Annotated in this window: 22 protein-coding genes and 1 pseudogene; 16 read left to right on the top strand and 7 right to left on the bottom strand. The window is 64.0% G+C overall.

Going from position 1 to position 21068, the window contains the following annotated elements:
* Positions 1–24: 24 nt before the first annotated feature.
* From rpsM to QM741_RS16885, 8 genes are all read left to right on the top strand, one after another.
* The gene (rpsM, locus tag QM741_RS16920) at positions 25–384 is read left to right on the top strand and encodes a 30S ribosomal protein S13 (protein WP_415208805.1); all 360 of its coding nucleotides are present in this window, start codon (positions 25–27) and stop codon (positions 382–384) included.
* Positions 385–456: 72 nt separating this feature from the next.
* The gene (gene rpsK, locus QM741_RS16915) at positions 457–849 is read left to right on the top strand and encodes a 30S ribosomal protein S11 (RefSeq protein WP_018974003.1); all 393 of its coding nucleotides are present in this window, start codon (positions 457–459) and stop codon (positions 847–849) included.
* Positions 850–1004: 155 nt separating this feature from the next.
* A complete protein-coding gene (gene rpsD / locus QM741_RS16910; protein WP_415208804.1) occupies positions 1005–1640 on the top strand; it encodes a 30S ribosomal protein S4 in 636 nt (211 codons plus the stop codon).
* A gap of 114 nt (positions 1641–1754) precedes the next feature.
* The gene (locus QM741_RS16905) at positions 1755–2753 is read left to right on the top strand and encodes a DNA-directed RNA polymerase subunit alpha (protein WP_415208803.1); all 999 of its coding nucleotides are present in this window, start codon (positions 1755–1757) and stop codon (positions 2751–2753) included.
* A 146-nt stretch (positions 2754–2899) separates the two neighbouring features.
* On the top strand, positions 2900–3283 hold the full coding sequence (gene rplQ / locus QM741_RS16900) for a 50S ribosomal protein L17 (protein ID WP_415208802.1): 384 nt from the start codon (positions 2900–2902) through the stop codon (positions 3281–3283).
* Positions 3284–3335: 52 nt separating this feature from the next.
* Entirely contained in the window at positions 3336–4571 is a 1236-nt protein-coding gene (locus tag QM741_RS16895) for a hypothetical protein (RefSeq protein ID WP_415208801.1), read from the top strand.
* Positions 4572–4605: 34 nt separating this feature from the next.
* Positions 4606–5121, top strand: a complete 516-nt coding sequence (locus tag QM741_RS16890; RefSeq protein ID WP_415208800.1) for a disulfide bond formation protein B — start codon at positions 4606–4608, stop codon at positions 5119–5121.
* 59 nt (positions 5122–5180) lie between these two features.
* A complete protein-coding gene (locus QM741_RS16885; RefSeq protein WP_415208799.1) occupies positions 5181–6563 on the top strand; it encodes a class II 3-deoxy-7-phosphoheptulonate synthase in 1383 nt (460 codons plus the stop codon).
* 30 nt (positions 6564–6593) lie between these two features.
* On the opposite strand, the gene QM741_RS16880 is transcribed toward QM741_RS16885, so the two are convergent.
* The 4 genes from QM741_RS16880 to typA all read right to left on the bottom strand — a co-directional run bounded on the left by QM741_RS16880 (position 6594) and on the right by typA (position 11128).
* On the bottom strand, positions 6594–8138 hold the full coding sequence (locus QM741_RS16880; protein ID WP_415208798.1) for an amidase: 1545 nt from the start codon (positions 8136–8138) through the stop codon (positions 6594–6596).
* An 8-nt stretch (positions 8139–8146) separates the two neighbouring features.
* Positions 8147–8608, bottom strand: coding sequence for a hypothetical protein (locus QM741_RS16875; RefSeq protein ID WP_415208797.1), 462 nt, complete (start codon positions 8606–8608; stop codon positions 8147–8149).
* Between the two features lie 15 nt (positions 8609–8623).
* A complete protein-coding gene (locus QM741_RS16870; RefSeq protein ID WP_415208796.1) occupies positions 8624–9154 on the bottom strand; it encodes a hypothetical protein in 531 nt (176 codons plus the stop codon).
* 141 nt (positions 9155–9295) lie between these two features.
* Positions 9296–11128: a translational GTPase TypA gene (gene typA / locus QM741_RS16865; protein ID WP_415208795.1), complete on the bottom strand. Its 1833-nt coding sequence runs from the start codon at positions 11126–11128 to the stop codon at positions 9296–9298.
* Positions 11129–11371: 243 nt separating this feature from the next.
* On the opposite strand from typA, the gene QM741_RS16860 reads away from it, so the two are divergent.
* From QM741_RS16860 to QM741_RS16840, 5 genes are all read left to right on the top strand, one after another.
* A complete protein-coding gene (locus QM741_RS16860) occupies positions 11372–11851 on the top strand; it encodes an RNA polymerase sigma factor (RefSeq protein WP_415208794.1) in 480 nt (159 codons plus the stop codon).
* Positions 11848–12825, top strand: a complete 978-nt coding sequence (locus QM741_RS16855; protein WP_415208793.1) for a FecR family protein — start codon at positions 11848–11850, stop codon at positions 12823–12825. The genes QM741_RS16860 and QM741_RS16855 overlap by 4 nt, the downstream gene beginning before the upstream one ends.
* Before the next feature lie 146 nt (positions 12826–12971).
* A complete protein-coding gene (gene tnpA / locus QM741_RS16850; RefSeq protein WP_415208792.1) occupies positions 12972–13403 on the top strand; it encodes an IS200/IS605 family transposase in 432 nt (143 codons plus the stop codon).
* A gap of 130 nt (positions 13404–13533) precedes the next feature.
* The gene (locus QM741_RS16845) at positions 13534–14052 is read left to right on the top strand and encodes a peptidylprolyl isomerase (RefSeq protein WP_415208791.1); all 519 of its coding nucleotides are present in this window, start codon (positions 13534–13536) and stop codon (positions 14050–14052) included.
* The gene (locus tag QM741_RS16840) at positions 14025–14528 is read left to right on the top strand and encodes a GNAT family N-acetyltransferase (RefSeq protein ID WP_415208790.1); all 504 of its coding nucleotides are present in this window, start codon (positions 14025–14027) and stop codon (positions 14526–14528) included. The genes QM741_RS16845 and QM741_RS16840 overlap by 28 nt, the downstream gene beginning before the upstream one ends.
* 54 nt (positions 14529–14582) lie before the next feature.
* Here QM741_RS16840 and QM741_RS16835 read toward each other — a convergent pair whose 3' ends face one another.
* A complete protein-coding gene (locus tag QM741_RS16835; RefSeq protein ID WP_415208789.1) occupies positions 14583–14840 on the bottom strand; it encodes a GlsB/YeaQ/YmgE family stress response membrane protein in 258 nt (85 codons plus the stop codon).
* Between the two features lie 226 nt (positions 14841–15066).
* Here QM741_RS16835 and QM741_RS16830 point away from each other — a divergent pair, with 226 nt between their 5' ends.
* Both QM741_RS16830 and QM741_RS16825 read left to right on the top strand, forming a co-directional pair.
* Positions 15067–16266: a pyridoxal phosphate-dependent aminotransferase gene (locus QM741_RS16830; RefSeq protein ID WP_415208788.1), complete on the top strand. Its 1200-nt coding sequence runs from the start codon at positions 15067–15069 to the stop codon at positions 16264–16266.
* Positions 16267–16347: 81 nt separating this feature from the next.
* Positions 16348–17335: pseudogene (locus tag QM741_RS16825) on the top strand (malate dehydrogenase).
* Between the two features lie 182 nt (positions 17336–17517).
* On the opposite strand, the gene QM741_RS16820 reads toward QM741_RS16825, so the two are convergent.
* Together QM741_RS16820 and QM741_RS16815 are read right to left on the bottom strand one after the other, a co-directional pair.
* Complete coding sequence (locus tag QM741_RS16820; RefSeq protein WP_415208787.1) at positions 17518–18720, bottom strand: hypothetical protein; 1203 nt, start codon at positions 18718–18720, stop codon at positions 17518–17520.
* A 155-nt stretch (positions 18721–18875) separates the two neighbouring features.
* A complete protein-coding gene (locus tag QM741_RS16815; RefSeq protein ID WP_415208786.1) occupies positions 18876–19031 on the bottom strand; it encodes a hypothetical protein in 156 nt (51 codons plus the stop codon).
* Between the two features lie 104 nt (positions 19032–19135).
* Here QM741_RS16815 and prpE point away from each other — a divergent pair, with 104 nt between their 5' ends.
* On the top strand, positions 19136–21034 hold the full coding sequence (gene prpE / locus QM741_RS16810; RefSeq protein ID WP_415208785.1) for a propionate--CoA ligase: 1899 nt from the start codon (positions 19136–19138) through the stop codon (positions 21032–21034).
* Positions 21035–21068: the final 34 nt, after the last annotated feature.

Here is a 21068-nt window from a genome sequence, read left to right as displayed (position 1 = left end):
TTGTACCTTTCGGAGATAGCAAAGATGGCGCGTATTGCGGGTGTCAACCTGCCGGTCCAGAAACATGTCGTGATCGGACTGCAAAGCATTTACGGCATCGGCCGCACGCGGTCGAAGCAGGTCTGCGAAGCCGCAGGCGTGAATCCGGCGACCAAGATCAAGTCGCTGACCGAGTCCGAGGTCGAAAAGCTCCGCGCCGAAGTCGCGAAGTTCATCGTCGAGGGCGACCTGCGCCGCGAAGTCGGCATCAGCATCAAGCGCCTGATGGATCTCGGCACCTATCGCGGCCTGCGCCATCGTCGCGGCCTGCCGTTGCGCGGCCAGCGCACGCGCACCAATGCGCGCACGCGCAAGGGTCCGCGCCGCGCCATCAAGAAAAACTGACGTATTTATTTGTAAGGACGCGAGGCGCGGCCTTGCGGATCACCTGATTAGACATTTCGGAAACCCGAACTCATGAATAAGCCGGTCGCAGCCAAGACCAAGAAGAAAGCCAAGCGCGTCGTCACCGATGCGATCGTCCACGTGCAGGCCTCGTTCAACAACACCGTCGTTACGATCACCGACCGCCAGGGCAATGCGTTGTCGTGGGCGACCGCAGGCGGCGCGGGTTTCCGCGGTTCGCGCAAGTCGACCCCGTTCGCCGCCCAGGTCGCGGCGGAGAAGGCCGGCCGCGTCGCGCAGGAATACGGCGTGAAGACCGCCGAAGTGCGCATCAAAGGGCCGGGTCCGGGCCGCGAATCCGCGGTGCGCTCGCTCAACAACATCGGCGTGAAGGTGACCAACATCATCGACGTCACCCCGATCCCGCACAACGGCTGCCGCCCTCCCAAGAAGCGGCGTGTTTGAGCAATCGTCCTTGATTGCAAGAATCAAAAAGCGGCCATCCGTGGCCGCACTTTTCAATCAAATCTGAACAACCCTCAGAGTCTAATGCGATCTGGTGATCGCTAAATCACAGAATCGGCCATGCGTGGCCGGACTCGCAACGAAGAGAAGACTACATGGCACGTTACATCGGTCCCACCTGCAAGCTCGCGCGCCGCGAAGGCGCCGACTTGAACCTCAAGAGCCCCGCGCGCGCGCTCGACTCGAAGTGCAAGCTCGAGAACAAGCCCGGCCAGCACGGCGCCGGCGGCGGCGCGAAGAAGTCGCGCCTGTCGGATTACGCCGTGCAGTTGCGCGAGAAGCAGAAGGTCAAGCGCATCTATGGCTTGCTCGAGCGCCAGTTCGGCAACTACTACGTCAAGGCGTCGAAGACCCGCGGCAATACCGGTGAGAACCTGTTGCGCGCCCTCGAGTCGCGCCTCGACAACATCGTCTACCGCATGGGTTTCGCAGTGACGCGCGCCCAGGCCCGCCAACTCGTTGCGCACAAGGCGATCGAAGTCAACGGCAAGAAGGTCAACCTGCCGTCCTACGCGGTTCAGGCGGGCGATCAGATCTCGATCGTCGAGAAGTCGCGCAACCAGTTGCGCATCAAGGAAGCGCTGACCCTGTCGCAGGAGATGGACCTCGCCCCGGCCTGGCTCGAAGTCGATGCGAACAAGTTCGCCGGCACGCTCAAGGCGCTGCCGGAGCGCTCGGACCTGCCGAGCGACATCAATGAATCGCTGATCGTCGAGCTTTATTCGAAGTAAGAGGTTTCATCCGCCGCGTCGGGCACCAGTCGGTGCGGATGGCGGCGGGATTGAAAACGCCGCATTTTGCATAAATATACCCGTATTCACCACATATTTTGGAGAGCGTAGTTCATGGCCAATTCGCCTACTACCATCCTGCGTCCGCGCGGCCTGCATGTTGAACAGCTCGGCGCCAACCGCGCCAAGGTTTCAGTAGAGCCGCTGGAGCGTGGTTTCGGCCACACGCTCGGCAACGCGCTGCGTCGCGTCCTGCTGTCGTCGATTCCCGGCGCGGCGATCATCGAAGTCGAGATCGACGGCGTGCTGCACGAGTACACGACGCTCGAGGGCTTGCAGGAGGACGTGATCGAAGTCCTGCTCAACCTCAAGGACGTCGCCCTGCGCCTGCACAACCTCGACGAGACCACCCTGACCCTGTCGAAGAAGGGCAAGGGCGTGGTCACGGCAGCCGACATCAAGGTCGACCACAACGTCGAGATCGTCAATCCCGAGCACGTGATCTGCCACCTGACCAAGGACATCGCGCTGAACATGCGCCTCAAGGTCGCGCGCGGCATCGGCTACCAGCCGGCCACCTCGCGCCGCCGTCCGGACGACGAAAGCCGTCCGATCGGCCGCCTGCAGCTCGACGCTTCTTTTTGTCCGGTGCGCCGCGTGGCGTACGAAGTCGATGCGGCGCGCGTCGAACAGCGCACCGACCTCGACAAGCTCGTGCTCGACATCGAGACCAACGGCACCGTGGAAGCGGAAGAAGCCGTGCGCAAGGCCGCGGAAACCCTGCTCGACCAGCTCACGATCTTCGGCGACTTCACCCGCCGCGAGACTTCGGAAGCGAAGACCGACAAGGCCGGTGTCGACCCGGTGCTGCTGCGGCCGATCGACGACCTCGAGCTCACCGTGCGTTCGGCCAACTGCCTGAAGGCCGAGAGCATCTACTACATCGGCGACCTCGTGCAGCGCACCGAAGTCGAGCTGCTGAAGACGCCGAACCTCGGCAAGAAGTCGCTGACCGAGATCAAGGACGTGCTGTTCTCGCGCGGCCTCTCGCTCGGCATGAAGCTCGAGAACTGGCCGCCGTCGGGTTTGCAGCACGGCATGCAGATGAACTGAGCCGTCATTCCTCGCCCCGGCCATGGCCGGGACGACGAACGGGAAGTTGCAGGGCCACTCGGACGGCCATGAACCAAGAGTTCGCCTTCCGCGCAATTCCGCGCCGAAGTCCACAATTATAAAGTTGCACAAACTGGGAATTATTTATGCGTCACATGAAATCCGGCCGCAAGCTCAACCGCACCAGTTCGCATCGCGAAGCGATGTTCAAGAACATGGCCGCGTCGATCATCAAGCACGAGCTGATCAAGACCACGCTGCCGAAGGCCAAGGAACTGCGCCGCGTCGCCGAGCCGCTGATCACGCTGGCCAAGGTCGACAGCGTCGCCAACCGCCGCCTCGCGTTCGCGCGCCTGCGCGACAAGGTCGCCGTCGGCAAGCTGTTCGTCGAGCTCGGCCCGCGCTACCGCGAGCGCAACGGCGGCTACACGCGCATCCTCAAGTGCGGCAACCGGGTAGGCGACAACGCGCCGATGGCCTACGTCGAGCTCGTCGATCGTCCGCGCGCGGAAGCGGTTTCCGAAGAATAAAACGCCTCATGTTGCTCGTGCAGCGCAAGGCTGCAAGCAACGGACTGGGCTGATGCCCGGCGCTGCGAGCACTGCAAGAATCCGGCTCCTTTGGGCCGGATTCGCATTTCTGTATCTCCTGATCGCGCTGTGGATCGCGCTAGCTGCGCCGCCCGCGATCGGCGACGAAAAGGTGCACTACGCCCAGATCGACCTGTTCGACCACGGCGTCTTCCGCGTCTATACGACGCTGCTGACGACGTTGCCGGGGTATCACGCACTCGTGGCGGGCCTGCTTTGGCTGTTCGACCAGCGCACGTTGACGGCGGCGAGGCTGCTCAGCGCGGTGTTCGGGCTGCTCGCGATCGCCGCTTTCCATCTGTTGCGCAAAGGCGCATCCGGCCGTGCCTCGCACGCCGCCACGTTCCAGTTTGCTTTCCTGCCGATCCTGTTTCCGTATTGTTTCCTGGTTTACACCGACGTGTTGTCGCTGGCTCTGGTGCTGGCCGCGGGAGCAGCGACATTACGCGCGCGGCATCGTACTTCGGCCGTCCTCATGTTGCTGGCCATGGCGATCCGGCAAGTGAACGTGATCTGGCTGCCGCTCTACATGGGCATGGCGATCCGGCGCACCGACCTTGCTTTCGCGCCGCGCCGGCATGGGCGGCGCATGATGCTTTTGCTGTCTCCCTATCTGGTCGATATCGGCATATTCCTGGCCTATTGGGTATGGAACGGAAGCATCTCGATGTCGAAGGAGCAGGTCGCGATGCATCCGGATTTCGCCCTGCATGCCGGCAACGTGTATTTCGCCCTGTTCCTCTGCGGGATACTGTTCCCGCTGCACGTGGCCGTGGGGCTCAAGCCGGCGGTCGTCGCCATGGTGGAACGCAAGTGGCTTGCATTGCTCGTGATCGCGGCATTCGCGCTGTACTGGTGGAGTTTCCATAACGACCATCCGTTCAACCAGGCGACGATCCCGCTTTGGCTGCACAACTACGTCGTCCAGCGTTGTGCCGACAGCATCGTATGCAAAGCGGCTCTCGGACTGATTGCCGTTGCGGCCTTGTGCGGGCTTGCCGGCACGCGCCTGGACTCGATCGGGCGGCCGGTCTTTTACGGTCTGTCGGCGCTGGCGCTGGCTGCGTTCTGGATGGTCGAGCCGCGCTATGCGCTGATCCCGCTTTCGCTCTGGCTGGCATTCCGCGAACGACGCGGTACGCAAATCGAAGGCCCGACCACGGCGCTTTGGATCGGGTTTGCGGGTTGCGTCTGTTTCGGAGCGTTTTCCGGAACTTTCCTGCCATGACATCGACCAAAAGCGTCTCCGTCGAGGCAAAACAATGAACGCAAATTCGAACCCGCAGTTCTTCCGATACGCATACCTGCTGGGATTCCTGGCCTGCGCGGCGATGATGGCGTATGCCTACTACGTGCAGTTCAACCTCGGTATCGAACCTTGCCCGTTGTGCATATTCCAACGCATTGCGGTGATCGCCATGGGAGTGTTCTTCCTGGTCGGCGCCTTGCACGGCCCGAAGTCGGCCGGAAGGCGCGTATATGCGCTTCTGGTGCTTCTCGGCGCCTGCGCCGGCATCGGCATCGCCGCCTATCATCTTTGGGTTCAGCAACAGCCGCCCAATCCGCTGGCCGGTTGTACTCCCGGCTGGAACTACTGGGTGGAAAACTTCTCGGTCAGCTATGCGTGGAGCAAAACGGTCCAGGCCGCCTTCACCGGCCACGCCGACTGCGCCGAGGTCAACTGGACCTTCCTCGGCCTGTCGATGCCGTTCTGGACACTCGTGTCGTTCGCGGTTCTCGGCGCCGGTGCGGTCTGGGCCGGTTTCCGCAAACGCTGAAGTTCTGCGCCGCGATCTGGCATGATGGCGGCCCCCCTACCCGTGCCGGTGACGACATCATGGCGGCAGTGACTGCAGAAACAACGACGACGCGCGCGGCAGAGCCGTGGTCGCCGACGTCGTGGCGATCGCGAACCGCGGTACAGCAGCCGACCTACGCCGACGCGCTCGCGCTGGATCGCGCCGTAGCGCAACTGCGCGAATTGCCGCCGCTCGTCACGTCGTGGGAAGTGCTCGCGCTCAAGCGCAAGATTGCCGAGGCGCAGGAAGGGCGCTGCTTCCTGCTGCAGGGCGGCGACTGCGCCGAAAGCTTCGCCGATTGCACCTCGCCGATCATCTCCAACCGGCTGAAGGTGCTGCTGCAGATGAGCCTCGTGCTCGTGCACGGATTGAAATTGCCCGTCGTGCGCGTCGGCCGTTTCGCCGGCCAGTACGCCAAGCCGCGCTCGGCCGACACCGAAACGCGCGATGGCGTCACCTTGCCGTGCTACCGCGGCGACATCGTCAACGGCCCCGAATTCGCCGCCGTCGCGCGCGAGCCGGATCCGCGGCGCCTGATCGATGCGCATTCGCGCTCGGCGCTAACGATGAACTTCGTGCGCGCGCTGATCGACGGCGGTTTCGCCGATCTGCATCATCCCGAGTACTGGGATCTGGAATGGGTCAAGCACTCGCCGCTGCAGGACGAGTACCGGCGCATGGTCGAATCGATCGGCGAGGCGGTGCGCTTCATGGAAACGCTGGCCGGCGAATCGCCGTCGTACCAGAGAGTGGATTTCTACACTTCGCACGAAGCGCTGCTGCTCAACTACGAAGGCGCGGTGACGCGCGAAGTGCCGCGCAATCCGGGCTGGTTCAACCTGTCCACACATTTCCCGTGGATCGGCATGCGCACGGCCCAACTCGACGGCGCGCACGTCGAGTACTGCCGCGGCATCCAGAACCCGATGGGCCTCAAGCTCGGCCCCGGCGTGAAGCCGGACCAGCTGCTGCGCACGATCGACGCGCTCAATCCGGACAACGAACCGGGGCGCCTCACACTGATCACTCGCATGGGCGCAGCCAAGGTCGAGGCGGAATTGCCGCAGCATCTCAAGGCGGTCAAGGCCGAGGGCAAGCGCGTGCTCTGGTGCTGCGATCCGATGCACGGCAACGGCGAGACCACGCCGGGCGGCGTGAAGACGCGGCGTTTCGAGAACATCCGCGCCGAGCTCGACCACGCCTTCGATATCCACGCCGCCTGCGGCACGCGTCTCGGCGGCGTACATCTGGAACTGACCGGCGAGAACGTCACCGAATGTCTCGGCGGCGCGCGCGACCTGACCGAAGCGGACCTCGCGCGCGCCTACAAGTCGACCGTCGATCCGCGTCTCAACTACGAGCAGTCGCTCGAGATCGCGATGCTGATCGTGCGCAAACGCGGCGGGCTGGCCGCGAGCTGACACGGACGCCCTTGCTCATCGTGGTCGCGTTCAGTTCGCGTTCTCGATGTGCGACAGAAATCGCGGCGGTATGCGTGCGTGCGTGGCCTGCTCGAACGCGTAGGCGTAGCCGATCAGCTTCGCCTCGCTCCAGGCCGCGCCGAAAAAGCTGATGCCGACCGGCAGCTCGTGCACGAGTCCCATCGGCAGCGTGATCGCGGGATACCCGGCCACCGCGGCCGGCGTGGAACTGCTGCCGCTGAAGTGGTCGCCGTTGACGAGATCGGTCGTCCACGCCGGTCCGCTGGTCGGTGCGATCAGCGCGTCGAGCCGGTCCTTCGCCAGCGCCGCGTCGATGCCCTCCGGCCCGGCGAGGCGTTTCGACGTTGCCAGCGCGTCGAGGTATTCCTTGTCGTGCAGCGTGCCGCGCTTCTGCGATTTCTCGAACGTCTCCTGGCCGAACCACGGCATCTCGCGGTCGGCGTGCGCCTCGTTGAACGCGATCAGGTCGGCGAGGCTGCGCGTTTTTACTCCGGGCGCTAACTGCGCGAGGTAGGTGTTGACGTCGGTCTTGAATTCGTACCGCAGCACGATGCCTTCCTCGTCGTCGTACTTGCCGAGGTTGGGCAGTTCGACCGGATCGACCACGACGGCGCCAGCGGCCTTCAGCCTCGCAATCGCGGCGTCGAACAGTTTCCCGGTTGCGGGATCGAAGCCGGTGAACTGGCGCACGACGCCGATGCGTGCGCCGCGGAGGCTGTTCGCATCGAGCGCTTTCGTGTAGTCGGTGCGATGCTTGTCGGCGTCCTTCGTCGCCGGATCGCGCGCATCGCTGCCCGCGATCGCGCCGAGCAACGCCGCCGCATCGGCGACGCTGCGCGCCATCGGTCCCGCCGTGTCCTGGCTGTGCGCGATCGGCACGATGCCGGCGCGACTGACGAGGCCGAGCGTCGGCTTGATCCCGACCAGGCCATTCACCGAGGCAGGACAGACGATCGAACCGTCGGTCTCGGTGCCGATGCCGACAGTGGCCAGGTCCGCCGCGATCGCCGCGCCCGTGCCCGAACTCGATCCGCAGGCGTTGCGGTCGAGCGCGTAGGGGTTCTTGGTCAGGCCGCCGCGTCCGCTCCAGCCGCTGGTGGAGCGATTCGAGCGGAAGTTCGCCCACTCCGACAGGTTGGTCTTGCCGAGGATCACCGCGCCCGCGGCGCGCAGCCTCGCGGCCACGGTCGAATCCTTCACGGCGATCGAATCGGCCAGCGCGAGCGAGCCGGCGCTCGTGTGCATGCGGTCCGCGGTGTCGATGTTGTCCTTGACCAGCACCGGAACGCCGTGCAGCGGCCCGTATACTTTTCCCTTTTTGCGCAGCGAATCGAGCCGGTCGGCGATCGCGAGCGCATCGGGATTGATCTCGATCACCGCGTTGACCGCCGGGCCAGATTTGTCGATCGTGGCGATGCGGTCGAGGTACTGTTGCGCGAGTGCATGCGCGCTCAATTCCTTGTGCTGCATTTTCTGCGCGAGGTCGTGGATCGATTGTTCTTCCGATGCGGGTGGCGATTCCGGTTGCGCGAGCACCGTTGCCGGCAGCAACACCGCAGCGATCAGAAAGGCGGGCAGTCGTGGCTTGGCGAGATCGATGATGACGACTCCGGGTTGTGCGTTGGTCGGATGGTTTTGCCGCGCGGATGTTCGGTGAAAGCGAGCCAGAGTCCGATGGACGCCGACAACAGCGCCGGCAGGAAGAACGGCAGCTGATCCGGGGAAATCGGCTGACTGCCGAACGCAAGGATCACGGCAGCGCTGCCGATGGCGAACACGGCCACGCACAGGCCGGCGAGCCAGCGCAGGCGAAGCCAAAAACCGGCGGACAGCAACGCGAGGAAGATCGCCAAGCTTCCGAGCACTCCCCAAGGAATCAGCCAACTCGCCATGACCAACAGTTGCTCGAAAAAACCGAACAGCGTGCCGGCCGCTATGGTGTGCCCCATTGCGGGGAAGGCGGATGCGAGCAGCACGCCCGGCGGCAGGCAGAGAACACCGACTACGTGCAGGAACGGGCGCATGCCGTTAGCCATCGTCTAGGGTGTTTGCTGTCTCGTTTCGACAGCGAGCGTATCCAACGATGTCCACGAAACGCGAGCGAACTTGCCAGTTCCCTTACCAAGTCGTTTTCTCTCGAATATCCGGGATTCGAACTCGAAGTCCTCCGAGATGCGCACGACGATGAGTTTGTTGAAGTTGCCGCTGCGCTTGACTTGGATTTTCTGCTTCTTCTTCTCGGGAGTGATGGTTTTCACTTCGACGTGATCATTTCCAATCCTCCCATCCGAGCCTGGAGCGTTCGGCCTATTTCGCTTTAGGCCGTGGCGAAGTTCCGCATAGATTTCGCCCAGTTCACCGAAAACAGGGAGGTGGCGCCCGGTCACTTCTCGATATCGGGCGGCGACATCAATCAACTCATCAAAGACTTCAATCAGGTCTTGGTCGGCATTTGGAAACGCGGCTTGACGTTCCTGTCGATGCAGTTGGCCGTTGATCCAGTCCCAACTGATGAACTCTCCATCGTCCCAAATGCCGTCGGATACGTCGGCATAGGCGCGACCGGTCATTTCGCACTTGATCATTGCGCTCCCCTTATTCACCCCAAGTCGGCGCGGAGTTTGCAGTTGGCTTGGGGTTGATGTTAGACGGAGTGCCTCACCAAGGCAAAGCAGAGGCGTTGCGAGACGCTAAAACCGTTGCGCGAGGTTTTACGCCGCCTGGCGCGAAGCGCGCTTGCGGTCGTTCTCGGTCAGGTGCTTCTTGCGCAGGCGGATCGCCTTCGGCGTGACCTCGACGAGTTCGTCGTCCTCGATGAACTCGAGCGCCTGCTCGAGCGACATGCGGATCGGCGGCGTGAGCTGGACGTTGTCGTCCTTGCCGGCGGCGCGGATGTTGGTGAGCTGCTTGGCGCGCAAGGCGTTGACGGTGAGATCGTTGTCCTTGGCGTGGATGCCGACGAGTTGGCCTTCGTAGATTTCCGCGCCTTCGTCGACGAGCAGGCGGCCGCGTTCCTGCAGGCCGACCAGCGCGTACGCGGGCGCAGGGCCCATGCCGTTCGAGATCATCACGCCGTTCGGGCGCTTGGCGATCGCGCCTTCGGCCTTCGGGCCGTAATGGTCGAAGACGTGGAACAGCAGTCCGGTGCCGGCAGTGATCGTGCGGAACTCGGTCTGGAAGCCGATCAGCCCGCGCGCCGGGATCAGGTATTCGAGGCGCACGCGGCCCTTGCCGTCGGGCTCCATGTTCTTGAGCTGGCCGCGGCGCTGGCCGAGGCGCTCCATCACGCCGCCCTGGTACTGTTCTTCCATGTCGACGACGAGTTGCTCGATCGGCTCGCTGGCCACGCCGTCGATCTCCTTGATGATGACTTCGGGGCGCGACACGGCCAGTTCGTAGCCTTCGCGGCGCATGGTTTCGATCAGCACCGAGAGGTGCAGCTCGCCGCGGCCGGAGACCTTGAACTTGTCCGGGTCTTCCGTGTCCTCGACGCGCAGCGCGACGTTGTGCAGCGTCTCGCGCGTGAGGCGGTCGCGCAGCTGGCGCGAGGTGAGGAACTTGCCGCCCGAGTGTTCCTTCTGCCCGGCGAACGGCGAGTTGTTGACCTGGAAGGTCATGCTGATCGTCGGCTCGTCGACGGTGAGCACGGGCAGTTGCTCCGGCGCGTCGGGCGAGGTGACGGTATCCGAGATGCCGAGGCCCTCGATGCCGTTGATGGCGATGATGTCGCCGGCTTCCGCCTCGGCGACTTCCTTGCGCTCGAGACCCATGAAGCCCAGCACCTGAAGGATCTTCGCGTTGCGCTTCTTGCCTTCGCGGTCGATCACGACGACCGGCATGTTCGTGCGCACCTTGCCGCGCTGGATGCGGCCGATGCCGATCAGGCCGACGTAGCTCGAATAGTCGAGCTGGCTGATGCGCATCTGGAACGGGCCGTCGGCATCGACCGGCGGCTTCGGCACGTGCTGCATGATCGCTTCGTACAGCGGCGTCATGTCGCCGGAGCGCACGCTGTCGTCGAGACCGGCGTAGCCGTTGAGGCCCGAGGCGTAGACCACGGGGAAGTCGAGCTGCTCGTTGGTCGCGCCGAGGCGGTCGAACAGGTCGAAGGTCTGGTTGAGCACCCAGTCCGGGCGCGCGCCGGGGCGGTCGACCTTGTTGATCACGACGATCGGGCGGAAGCCCATTTGGAACGCCTTCTGGGTGACGAAGCGCGTTTGCGGCATCGGCCCGTCCATCGCGTCGACGAGCAGCAGCACGGTGTCGACCATCGACAGCACGCGCTCGACCTCGCCGCCGAAATCGGCGTGTCCCGGCGTATCGACGATGTTGATGCGGTTGCCCTGCCAGGTGATCGCCGTGTTCTTGGCCAGGATCGTGATGCCGCGCTCCTTTTCCTGGTCGTTCGAGTCCATCACGCGTTCGGCGAGCACGGTGCGCTCGTTGAGCGTGCCGGACTGCTTCAAAAGCTGATCGACGAGGGTGGTCTTGCCATGGTCGACATGGGCGACGATGGCGATATTGCGCAGGTTTTCGATGGACATCGCGAAAGGCCCGCCCTTAACGGCAGGCTGAATGAGAAAGGGATGGCGCGATTATACCTGAGATTCAAGCCCGGATACTGCGGCGCAGCATGATCGTGATCGCGGGCTTTCCCCTGCCGGTTTCCGGCTTCCGAGATGTGTGAATATGCGACGGCGCGGTGTCGATCAGAAAAAATGTCCGGATCCGGCCGGTGAAACGTCTACACGTTCGAACGGCAGGAAAATACGATGTTGTAGTGGGTTATGAGCGGCCTTTCGACCATGTTGCGCAAGGTGCGCGCCGTCGTCGTGCGCAACGGCGTGGCACTGCAGGATGCAGATGACGTGTTGCATGAGGCCTTCGTGCGCCTCGAATCCTACACGCGCAAGCAGGAAATCCGCTCGCAGGAGGCGTTTCTCGTGACTGCCGCGGTGAATCTAAGCCGCGACCAGGCACGCCAGCGCGCACGCGTGCCGGTCGACAGTGAGGAATTCGACATCCTCAGCCTCGCCGACGCGGCGCCGCAACCCGAGGAGCAATTGCTCTCGCAGGAACGCCTGCGCCGCGTCGGCACCGGCTTGCGCCGGCTCGACCCGCAGACGCGGCGCTGCCTGTTGGCCAAGCGCCTCGACGGCCTCACCGCCGCACAGATCGCCGAACGTGAAAACCTCAGTGTCGCCGCCGTGGAAAAGCGCGTAGCCCGCGCGCTCCTGTTCTTAACCCAATGGATGGGCGAATCATGAAACCGACAAGCACCGAGGTCATCAACGAACTGACCCTGGCCGAAGCGTCCGCCTGGCTCACGCGCCTGCAGGAATTTGAACGGACTGCGGCGACCGAGGCTGCGTTCAAGGAATGGCTTGGCACCAGTCCTGCGCATGCGCGCGCGTTCACGCGCGTCAACGACGTCTGGGAACTCATCGCGGGCGCAGCGGCCGAACCTGCGCATCGCCCGCATAGCGTGCATCGCGATCGCAGAGGCACGCGGCGGCGCAAGGCATGGATCGCCGCCTCGGCCTGTGCTGCGCTGCTGCTAGCGGCAGTCGGCATCGGCATCGTGTGCCTCCTTCCCGAAGATCGCGCCTATCAGACCGTGGTCGGCGCGCAGCAGACCGTCGTGCTCGACGACACCACGCGCGTCACCCTCAACACCGATACGCGCCTCGTCGTCGCTTATCGCAAGAACGAGCGACGCATCCTGCTCGAACGCGGCGAGGCCCTGTTCGAAGTGGCGAAGAATCCGCAGCGGCCGTTCGTCGTGCAAACCGGCGGCGAACAAGTCGTCGCGCTCGGCACGACGTTCGATGTGCGCCGCGATCCAACTCTTCTTGCGGTGACCCTGTTCGAAGGTAAAGTCCAGGTTGCCGCGCAAACCGCATCTTCCGACCATCTCGAGCCGCTTGCCGTGCTCGCGCCCGGCGAACGGCTCACGATACGCCCGGACGGCGCGCATGCGCTCGACCGTCCGAAGATCGAAGCGGCGCTCGCATGGCAGCGCGGCCAAGCCTATTTCGACGATGCCACTCTGGCCGACGCAGTGGCCGAATTGAACCGCTACGGTGGCACCCGGATCCGATTCGCCGATTCATCGCTGGCGACGCTGCGCGTTTCCGGTGTGTTTTCCACGCGCGATCCCGGGCAGTTCGCTTCGGCAGTCGCCAGCCTGCACCAGTTGCGCGCCGTCCGCGACGGCGCATCGATCGTGCTGACCCGCTGACGTCCGCGCGCGGCGGCCCGCCCGGCCGCGCATCATAACTAAGCCCTAAAGGTAAGCACCCGGCTCTGCCGGGAGACTCACCGAGGTTTGACCTATACGACGGTCATCGTGAATCTGGAATCTTGACCAAGAGATGAGGATTCACGATGAAAGAGTACCAGAGCCTGAGTCACACGAGATGGGACTGCAACTATCACGATGTGTTCGTTCCGAAGCGCAGGCGCAAGAAAATCTTTGGTGTGCTCCGCAAGGAGCTGGTAAAGATATTTCACGAGTTGGCCAGTCACAAGGAGTCGCGGATCGTGGAAGGGCATTTGATGCCCGATCACATCCACATGTGCGTGAGCATCCCGCCGAAGTATGCGGTGTCGAACGTCGTGGGGTACCTGAAAGGGAAGAGTGCGATCACGATTGCGCGTCAGTTCGGAGGGCGAACGCGAAACTTCACAGGAGAGGAGTTCTGGGCGCGAGGCTACTATGTTTCGACGGTGGGGTTGGACGAAGCGAGGGTGCGAGCGTACATAAGGAATCAGGAAGAGGCCGATGCGCGGCAGGATCAGATGAAGCTGCGGGTGTAGACAGCCGCCTTGGGCGGCTCAGGCTGTAATGGCGCCTTTGAGGCGCTCACCGAATAAGCCCCCGGCTTTGCCGGGGGTCATTTAACTCGCCGGGTGTGTGCGATCATTCCACTTTCTACGGAGAATTTGAATGAGCCAAGACCTGCAAGCCCACATCAATACCCCGCGCGGCACGATCCATATCCGCCTGACGCCCGAGCACACGCCGGTGACGGTGGTGAATTTCGTCAACCTCGCCCAGCACAAGTTCTACGACGGGCTGAGCTTCCATCGCGTGATTCCCGACTTCATGATCCAGGGCGGTTGCCCGGAAGGTTCGGGACGCGGCGGTCCAGGCTACCGTTTCGGCGACGAGTTCGTGTCGCATCTGAAACACGACAAACCAGGCGTGCTGTCGATGGCGAACGCGGGGCCGGGCACGAACGGCTCGCAGTTCTTCATCACCCACGTCGTCACGCCGTGGCTCGACGGCAAACATACGGTGTTCGGCGAGGTGCTGAGCGCGGACGATCAGAAGGTGGTCGACAGCATCAGGCAGGGCGACCAGATCGAGTCGATCACGATCGTCGGCGACACTTCGGCATTGTTCGCCGATGCGAAGGTCGCGCCGCTGCTCGAACAGTGGAACAAGACGCTCGCGTCGCGCTGATCCGGCAACCCGTGGCGACGCGACGCATCGAGGAGGGTGGGCTCGACGACGCGCGCGTCGCCGCACTGCTGTCCGCACACGTCACCCAGGCACGCGCGCAGACCGCCCGCGGCAGCGCGCACGCGCTCGATCTCGACGCATTGAAGCACCCGGCGATCCGCTTCTGGACATTGTGGCAGGACGATGCGCCCGTCGCGGTCGCTGCGTTGCGCAAGCTCGACGCGACGCATGGCGAGGTCAAGTCGATGCACACGGCGGCGCCTGCACGCGGCAGCGGCGCGGGCAGCGCGATCCTCGCGCATCTGATCGCCGAGGCGAAAGCGGCAGGGTTGCTGCGCCTGAGCCTCGAGACCGGTTCCTGGGACTATTTCGCTCCGGCGCGCGCGTTCTACCGCCGCCACGGATTCGCCGATTGCGAGCCGTTCGCCGAGTATCGCGCCGATCCGAACAGCGTGTTCATGACGCGGATGCTGTGAAAAAACGAAGGCCGCCCGAGGACGGCCTTGTTGTTTTCGCGCCGAAACTGGAAATTACATGTAACCCAGCGTCTTGACGATGAACAGCAGCAGGACCGAGCCGATGATCGACATGATGAAACCGGCCGGATGGAATATCTGGCCGTCGACGGGTTTCTTGAACAGGGTGCCGATCAGGCCGCCAACATAGGAACCGGCGATGCCGAGCAGGGCGGTCAGCCAGAATCCCAGATGCATGGCGCCCGGATAGAACCAGCGTGCGAGCAGGCCGACGATGAAACCGATGATGATGGACCAGATGATATTCAGCATGCGAACTCCTCGGGATGGTCGGAAACGGCGGTTCTGCCGGTCAAGGTGGGGGCAGAGCGACGCGAGTGTAGCAAATCCGAATGTTGGCAAAAGCTTAAAATCGGCAGGTTGTTGCGCGCGCAGCGGCACTCGCCCAAATCCGCGAACCGCAAGCCTGGAAAGACGCTGCGCCGCAGCAAACATGCTAAGCTACGCTGCTCAGTTCATCATCGACGAGGACACTGAAATGCCTTTGCTAGCCGAACGCATGAGCCGAGCCAAGCCCAGTGCCATCATGGCCGTGGCGGAGAAGGCGAAGCAACTCAAGGCGGCGGGCAGGGATATCATCAGCTTCTCGATCGGCGTGCCGAATTTCCTGCCGGGCGAGCACGTCTACGCCGCGGCGCGCGAGGCGCTTGCCCACGACAGCGGCCAGTACGGCTCCAACCGCGGCAACGACGCGCTGCTCGACGCGTTTCTCAAACACCTCGAAGGCAGCGGCCTGCCGGGCTACGTTCGCAGGAACCTCGTCGTCGGCGTTGGCGCCAAGCACACGCTGTACAACCTTGCCGAAGCGCTGCTCGATTCGGGCGAGGAGATCGTTTTTCCGACGCCGTATTGGACGACCTACGTCGACATCGCCGACATCGTCGGCGCGAAGACGATCCTTCTGCCGTGCCCGCCCGAGCAGAACTACAAGCTCACGCCCGCGCAGCTCGACAAGGCGCTCGCGACGAAGCCGAAGGTATTCCTGTTCAACAACCCGTCGAACCCGACCGGCATGGTCTACACGAAGGACGAGATCGCGGCGCTTGCCGAGGTGCTCGTCAAGCATCCGGACACCTGGATCATCTGCGACGACATCTACAATCGGCTCGTGTTCGACGGCGTTGGCTATCACAACTTCCTGCACTTCAGGCCGGAGTTGCGCGAGCGCACGATCGTGGTCGACTCGCTGTCGAAAACCTATGGCATGCCGGGCTGGCGCGTCGGCCTCGTGGCCGCGCCGGAAAAAGTCGCGCAGGCGCTCGTCACGTTGAACTCGAACCACATCACCAACCTTCCCGAGGTCGTCACCGCCGCCGCGATCGCCGCGCTGAGCGGGCCGCAGGACATTCCCGCGCGCAAGGCGATCGAATTCGCCGCCAAGCGCGATCGCGTCCTCGCCGCGCTCGATTCGATTCCGGGCGTGAAGTGCCCGCGCCCGCAGGGCGCGTTCTACGTGTTTCCCGACGTCTCGGTCGCGTTCGGCAAAAAGCACGGCTCGATCGCGATCGACAACGACGTCGACCTGTGCAACGCGCTGCTCGAAGCCAAGGGCGTCGCCTGCGTGCCGGGCTCGGCGTTCGGCGAGCCGCGTGCGCTGCGCATTTCGTATACCTGCCCTGATGCGCAGCTCGACGAGGGCATGAAGCGCATCAAGGACTTTTTTGCCGAGTTGAGCTGAGATTTTTGCTCGTCCTTCCGGCAGCACCTGCTGGAATGACGGCTTGGCGGCGAAGAATCACTTTCCAAAGGAGATCGTTCGATGAAATCCCCCGTCCGTGTTGTCGTCACCGGCGCCGCCGGCCAGATCGGTTACGCCCTGCTGTTCCGCATCGCCTCGGGCGACATGCTCGGCAAGGACCAGCCGGTCATTCTGCATCTGCTCGAAATCACGCCGGCGCTGCCCGCGCTGCAGGGCGTGGTGATGGAACTCAACGACTGCGCGTTCCCGACGCTTGCGGGCATCGTCGCGACGGACAAGCTGGAAGTCGCGTTCAAGGACGTTGACTACGCGCTGCTTGTCGGTGCGCGTCCGCGCGGCCCCGGCATGGAGCGCAAGGATTCTGCTGGAAGCGAACGGCGCGATCTTCGGCCCGCAGGGCAAGGCGCTCAACGACCACGCCAAGCGCACGGTCAAGGTGCTCGTCGTCGGCAATCCGGCGAACACGAACGCACTGATCGCGCAGCAGAACGCGCCCGGCCTCGATCCCGGCCAGTTCACCGCGATGGTCCGCCTCGACCACAACCGCGCGCTGTCGCAGCTCGCCGAGAAGACCGGCAAGCATACGACCGACATCAAGAAGGTCACGATCTGGGGCAATCATTCCTCGACGCAGTATCCCGATCTGCACCACGCGACCGTCGACGGCAAGCCCGCATTGAGCCTCGTCGACCAGGCGTGGTACGAGAAGGACTTCATCCCGACCGTGCAGCAGCGCGGCGCGGCGATCATCAAGGCGCGCGGCGCCTCGTCGGCGGCCTCGGCCGCGTCGGCCGCGATCGATCACATGCGCACGTGGGCGCTCGGCACGGCCGATGGCGACTGGGTGTCGATGGGCATTCCCTCGGACGGCAGCTACGGCATCAAGCCCGGCGTGATCTACGGTTATCCGGTCACGATCAAGGATGGCAAATACGCGATCGTGCAGGGTCTCGCGATCAACGACTTTTCGCGTGCGCGCATGGACGCGACCGACAAGGAACTGCGTGAGGAGCGCGCCGGCGTCGAGCATCTGTTCGCCGGGAAGTGAATTCACACCGGACTCGGCGCGGACCCACGTGGACGCGCCGCGATCCGTAATCATGAATTTTCGCCGGGCGCGCATTGGGCCGAACATGCTCGGCGCGCAGGAAATAGGCACGCCGTTTCCGTTCGCGCTTTTCGACGGCGGGCGCGAGAAAAGAGCCGCGGAGGGGCGGGCCGCGTGCTGTATCAGCGCGAACTGCTGGCCCATTCGGGAAACGCGTTGATGGCATCGACGAAATTGTGGATGACGTCGGTGTGCGCATCTTCCTGCCAGCCGCCGAGGTCGGCGTGCGTCGGCAGGTCGTGCGGCCGGCCCTGTTCGTCGATCGCATAGGCGGCGAAGTCGAGCGCGGCGCGGGCTTCGCGCGCGAGCTGCGCGGAACCGGTCGCCTTGGCATACAGCGCGAGCACGGCGCCGTAGGTGGAGTTGACGCCACCCCAGGCGTCGTGGTCCTCGTCCTGCTCGTGGCAGACGCGCACGCCGAATTCCACGTGCGTGAACTCGCGGCGCACGAAATCGATCAGGGTTTTCGCATTCGCTTGCCAGTCGGGATCGAGCGCGGCGCGTTTTTCGAGCAGATAGCGCGCAAGAGCGAGCGGCGCCCACGCCGTGCGGTTGGCCGGGTTGTCGTGGTCTTCGAAAAATTGCGCGAACAGCGCGCCGTTGCTGCGCGCGCTGGGAATCTGCTGCGTTTTGATCCAGCGCCAAAGCGCATCGCGCCTGGCCTGGTAGCGGCGGTCGCCGCGCGCGATCCATTCGTCGTAGAGGCGCAGCGCGAACACCTGATTGCCTGCGACCGGGCCGCGCGCTTCGCCGTTGCGGATATCGACGCGGAACGGCCACGGCGAATGCGCCGCATCGCCGTCGGTCTGATTGTCCGCAAGCACGTCCGCGATGTGGCGCGCCGCATCGAGATATTTCTTGTCGCGTGTCGCCGCGTGCAATTGCAACAGCGCATAACCGGCCATCGCGCCTTTGTCCGGCTGGATCTCGTAGGCGCGATCGTTTTGCGAGCCGCTATCGGCCGCCAGCGGAAATTGCCCATGCCGGCCGGTAGAGCGGGGAAAGCGCGGATAGGCGCCGGCGTCCGGCGTCAGGGTTTGTTCGATCAGGTAATCGCCCATCGCGCGTGCGGTCGCGAGCAGGCGCGGATTGCGTTTGCCGCGCAAGGAATAGAACTTGAGGTACGAAATGATGCCGGTGCTGTTTTGCGTCGCCGGAATCGTGTCGTCGCGCGTCGGCTTCCAGTTGGCGTCGAGGAAGGTCGTCGTGACGAAGACCGGATAGCCGTGCTCCAGCGGCGCGCTTGCGTAGTAGCGCATCTCGCGGTCGAGCGCCGTGCTCCAGGCTATCCATGGCAAGAGGTGGCCGTTGGCATCGAAACGCACGGTGTGTCCCGACAATTGCGCCGGTGCCGGAACTTCCCTTCCCGTGAGCCATGCAGGGCTGCAAGCGAATATGGAGACGGCAAGAAGACCTGCCCGCAACGTCGACCTGTGCGAATATGAGTGCGCGCCTGGCCTCATCGGGTCGCGGCGCCGGGTCATGGCTTCGGTTGCCATAGTTCGGTCTTGTTGCCGTTCCGATCGACGAACCAGTCGAAGCGGTCGTCCTCGTCGAGAACGATGCCCGGAGGCGGCGCATGCCAGGTGGCCGCGCTTTTGAGGAACACGCCGTCCATGTCCAGTGCTTTCCCCATGACCGCCTCCCGTTCGATTCCCACCGGACCTTAGGCCAATGGTAGCGCGATTGGCATGGCGATAAAAAAGTGGGAGCGAAGCCAGCCAGCCTTGCGGAGGAAGCGTGAGCTACGAATCCGAATACCGCCGATCGATCGAACGTCCCGAGGAGTTCTGGGCCGAGCAGGTGAAGCTGGTTCACTGGCACAAGCCGCCGCAGAAAATCCTCGAGTACGCCAATCCGCCTTTTCGCAAATGGTTTTCGGGCGGCGAGACGAACGCGTGCTACAACGCGGTCGACCGTCATGTCGCGGAGCGCGGCGACCAGCTCGCGCTCGTCGCGGTGTCGACCGAAACCGGCGTCACGCGCGAGATCAGCTACCGCGAGCTGTACCGCGAGGTGAACGCGTTCGCCGCGGTGCTCGCCTCGCTAGGCGTGAAGAAGGGCGAGCGTGTCGTCATCTACATGCCGAACGTCGCCGAGGCCGTGTTCGCCGTGCTCGCCTGCGCGCGGCTCGGCGCGATCCACTCGGTCGTATTCGGCGGCTTCGCCTCGCACAACCTCGCCATGCGCATCGACGACGCCGAGCCGAAGCTCCTGGTCATGGCCGATGCGGGCATGCGCGGCGGCAAGGCGATCGCCTACAAGCCGTTGGTCGACGCGGCGCTGGCCGAGGCGAAGAATCCGCCGCCGCACGTGCTGATCGTCTCACGCGGCCTCGACAACGACGTGGCGCGCGTCGCCGGCCGCGATCTCGACTATGCCGAACTGCGCAAGCAACACGAAGGCGCCGAAGTGCCGGTGATCTGGCTCGAATCGAACGAGCCGAGCTATATCCTCTACACCTCGGGCACGACCGGCAAGCCGAAGGGCGTGCAACGCGACGTCGGCGGCCACCTCGTCGCGCTCGCCGTGTCGATGCGCGACATCTTCGACGTCGGCCCCGGCCAGACGATGTTCTCCACGTCCGATGTCGGCTGGGCCGTCGGTCACAGCTACAACATCTACGGTCCGCTGATCGCGGGTGCGACCTCGCTGCTCTACGAAGGGTTGCCGATCAGCCCCGACGCGGGCGTCTGGTGGCGGCTGTGCGAGAAGTACCGCGTGCGCACGATGTTTTCCTCGCCGACCGCGATCCGCGTGCTCAAGAAGCACGATGCGGCTTTCCTGAAAAAGCACGATCTATCGCAATTGAAATACCTGTTCCTCGCCGGCGAGCCGCTCGACGAGCCGACGGCGAAATGGATCTCGGAAGGCTTGGGCAAACCGGTGATCGACAACTACTGGCAGACCGAAACGGGCTGGCCCGCGCTGTGCCTGCATCCGGGGCTGGACCTCAAGCCGATCAAGTTCGGCTCGCCCGGTCTACCGAATTTCGGTTACAGGTATCGCGTGATCAACGAAACCACGGGCTTGGATTGCGCGCCGAACGAAAAGGGCGTGCTCGTCGCCGTGCCGCCGCTGCCGCCGGGCTGCATGACGACGATCTGGCGCGACGACGCGCGTTTTGTCCAAAGCTATTTTTCCCACTTCAAGGAACTCTTGTATTCCTCGCTGGACTGGGCGATCCGCGATGAGGACGGCTACACCTACATCCTCGGCCGCACCGACGACGTGATCAACGTCGCCGGCCACCGGCTCGGCACACGCGAGATCGAGGAGTCCGTTTCGAGTCATGCGAGCGTGGCCGAGGCGGCGGTGATCGGCGTCAAGGACGAGTTGAAGGGGCAGGTGCCGGTCGTGTTCGCGACATTGAAGGCGTCCGGCGACGCGGCCGCGAAACGCGAAGCCGCCAGCGGCATGCAGCAGCGCATCGTCGACATGCTCGGCGGCGTGGCCAGGCCCGCGCGCGTCTACATCGTCAATGCGTTGCCGAAGACGCGCTCGGGCAAGCTGCTGCGCCGCTCGCTGCAGGCGCTGGCCGAGGATCGCGATCCGGGCGACCTGTCCACGCTCGACGATCCGAACTCGCTCGAGGAAGTGCGCAATGCGCTCAAGCGCGGGCCGGAAGCGGGCGCTTGATCGCGGGTCAGCGGGGTGGGAAACCGCACCCGGA

It is taken from the genome of Rudaea sp. (genome assembly GCF_047601565.1).
Taxonomy (GTDB): domain Bacteria; phylum Pseudomonadota; class Gammaproteobacteria; order Xanthomonadales; family Rhodanobacteraceae; genus Rudaea.
Note: the sequence above shows the minus strand (reverse complement) of the source record. Positions and strands in the feature narration are given on the sequence as shown.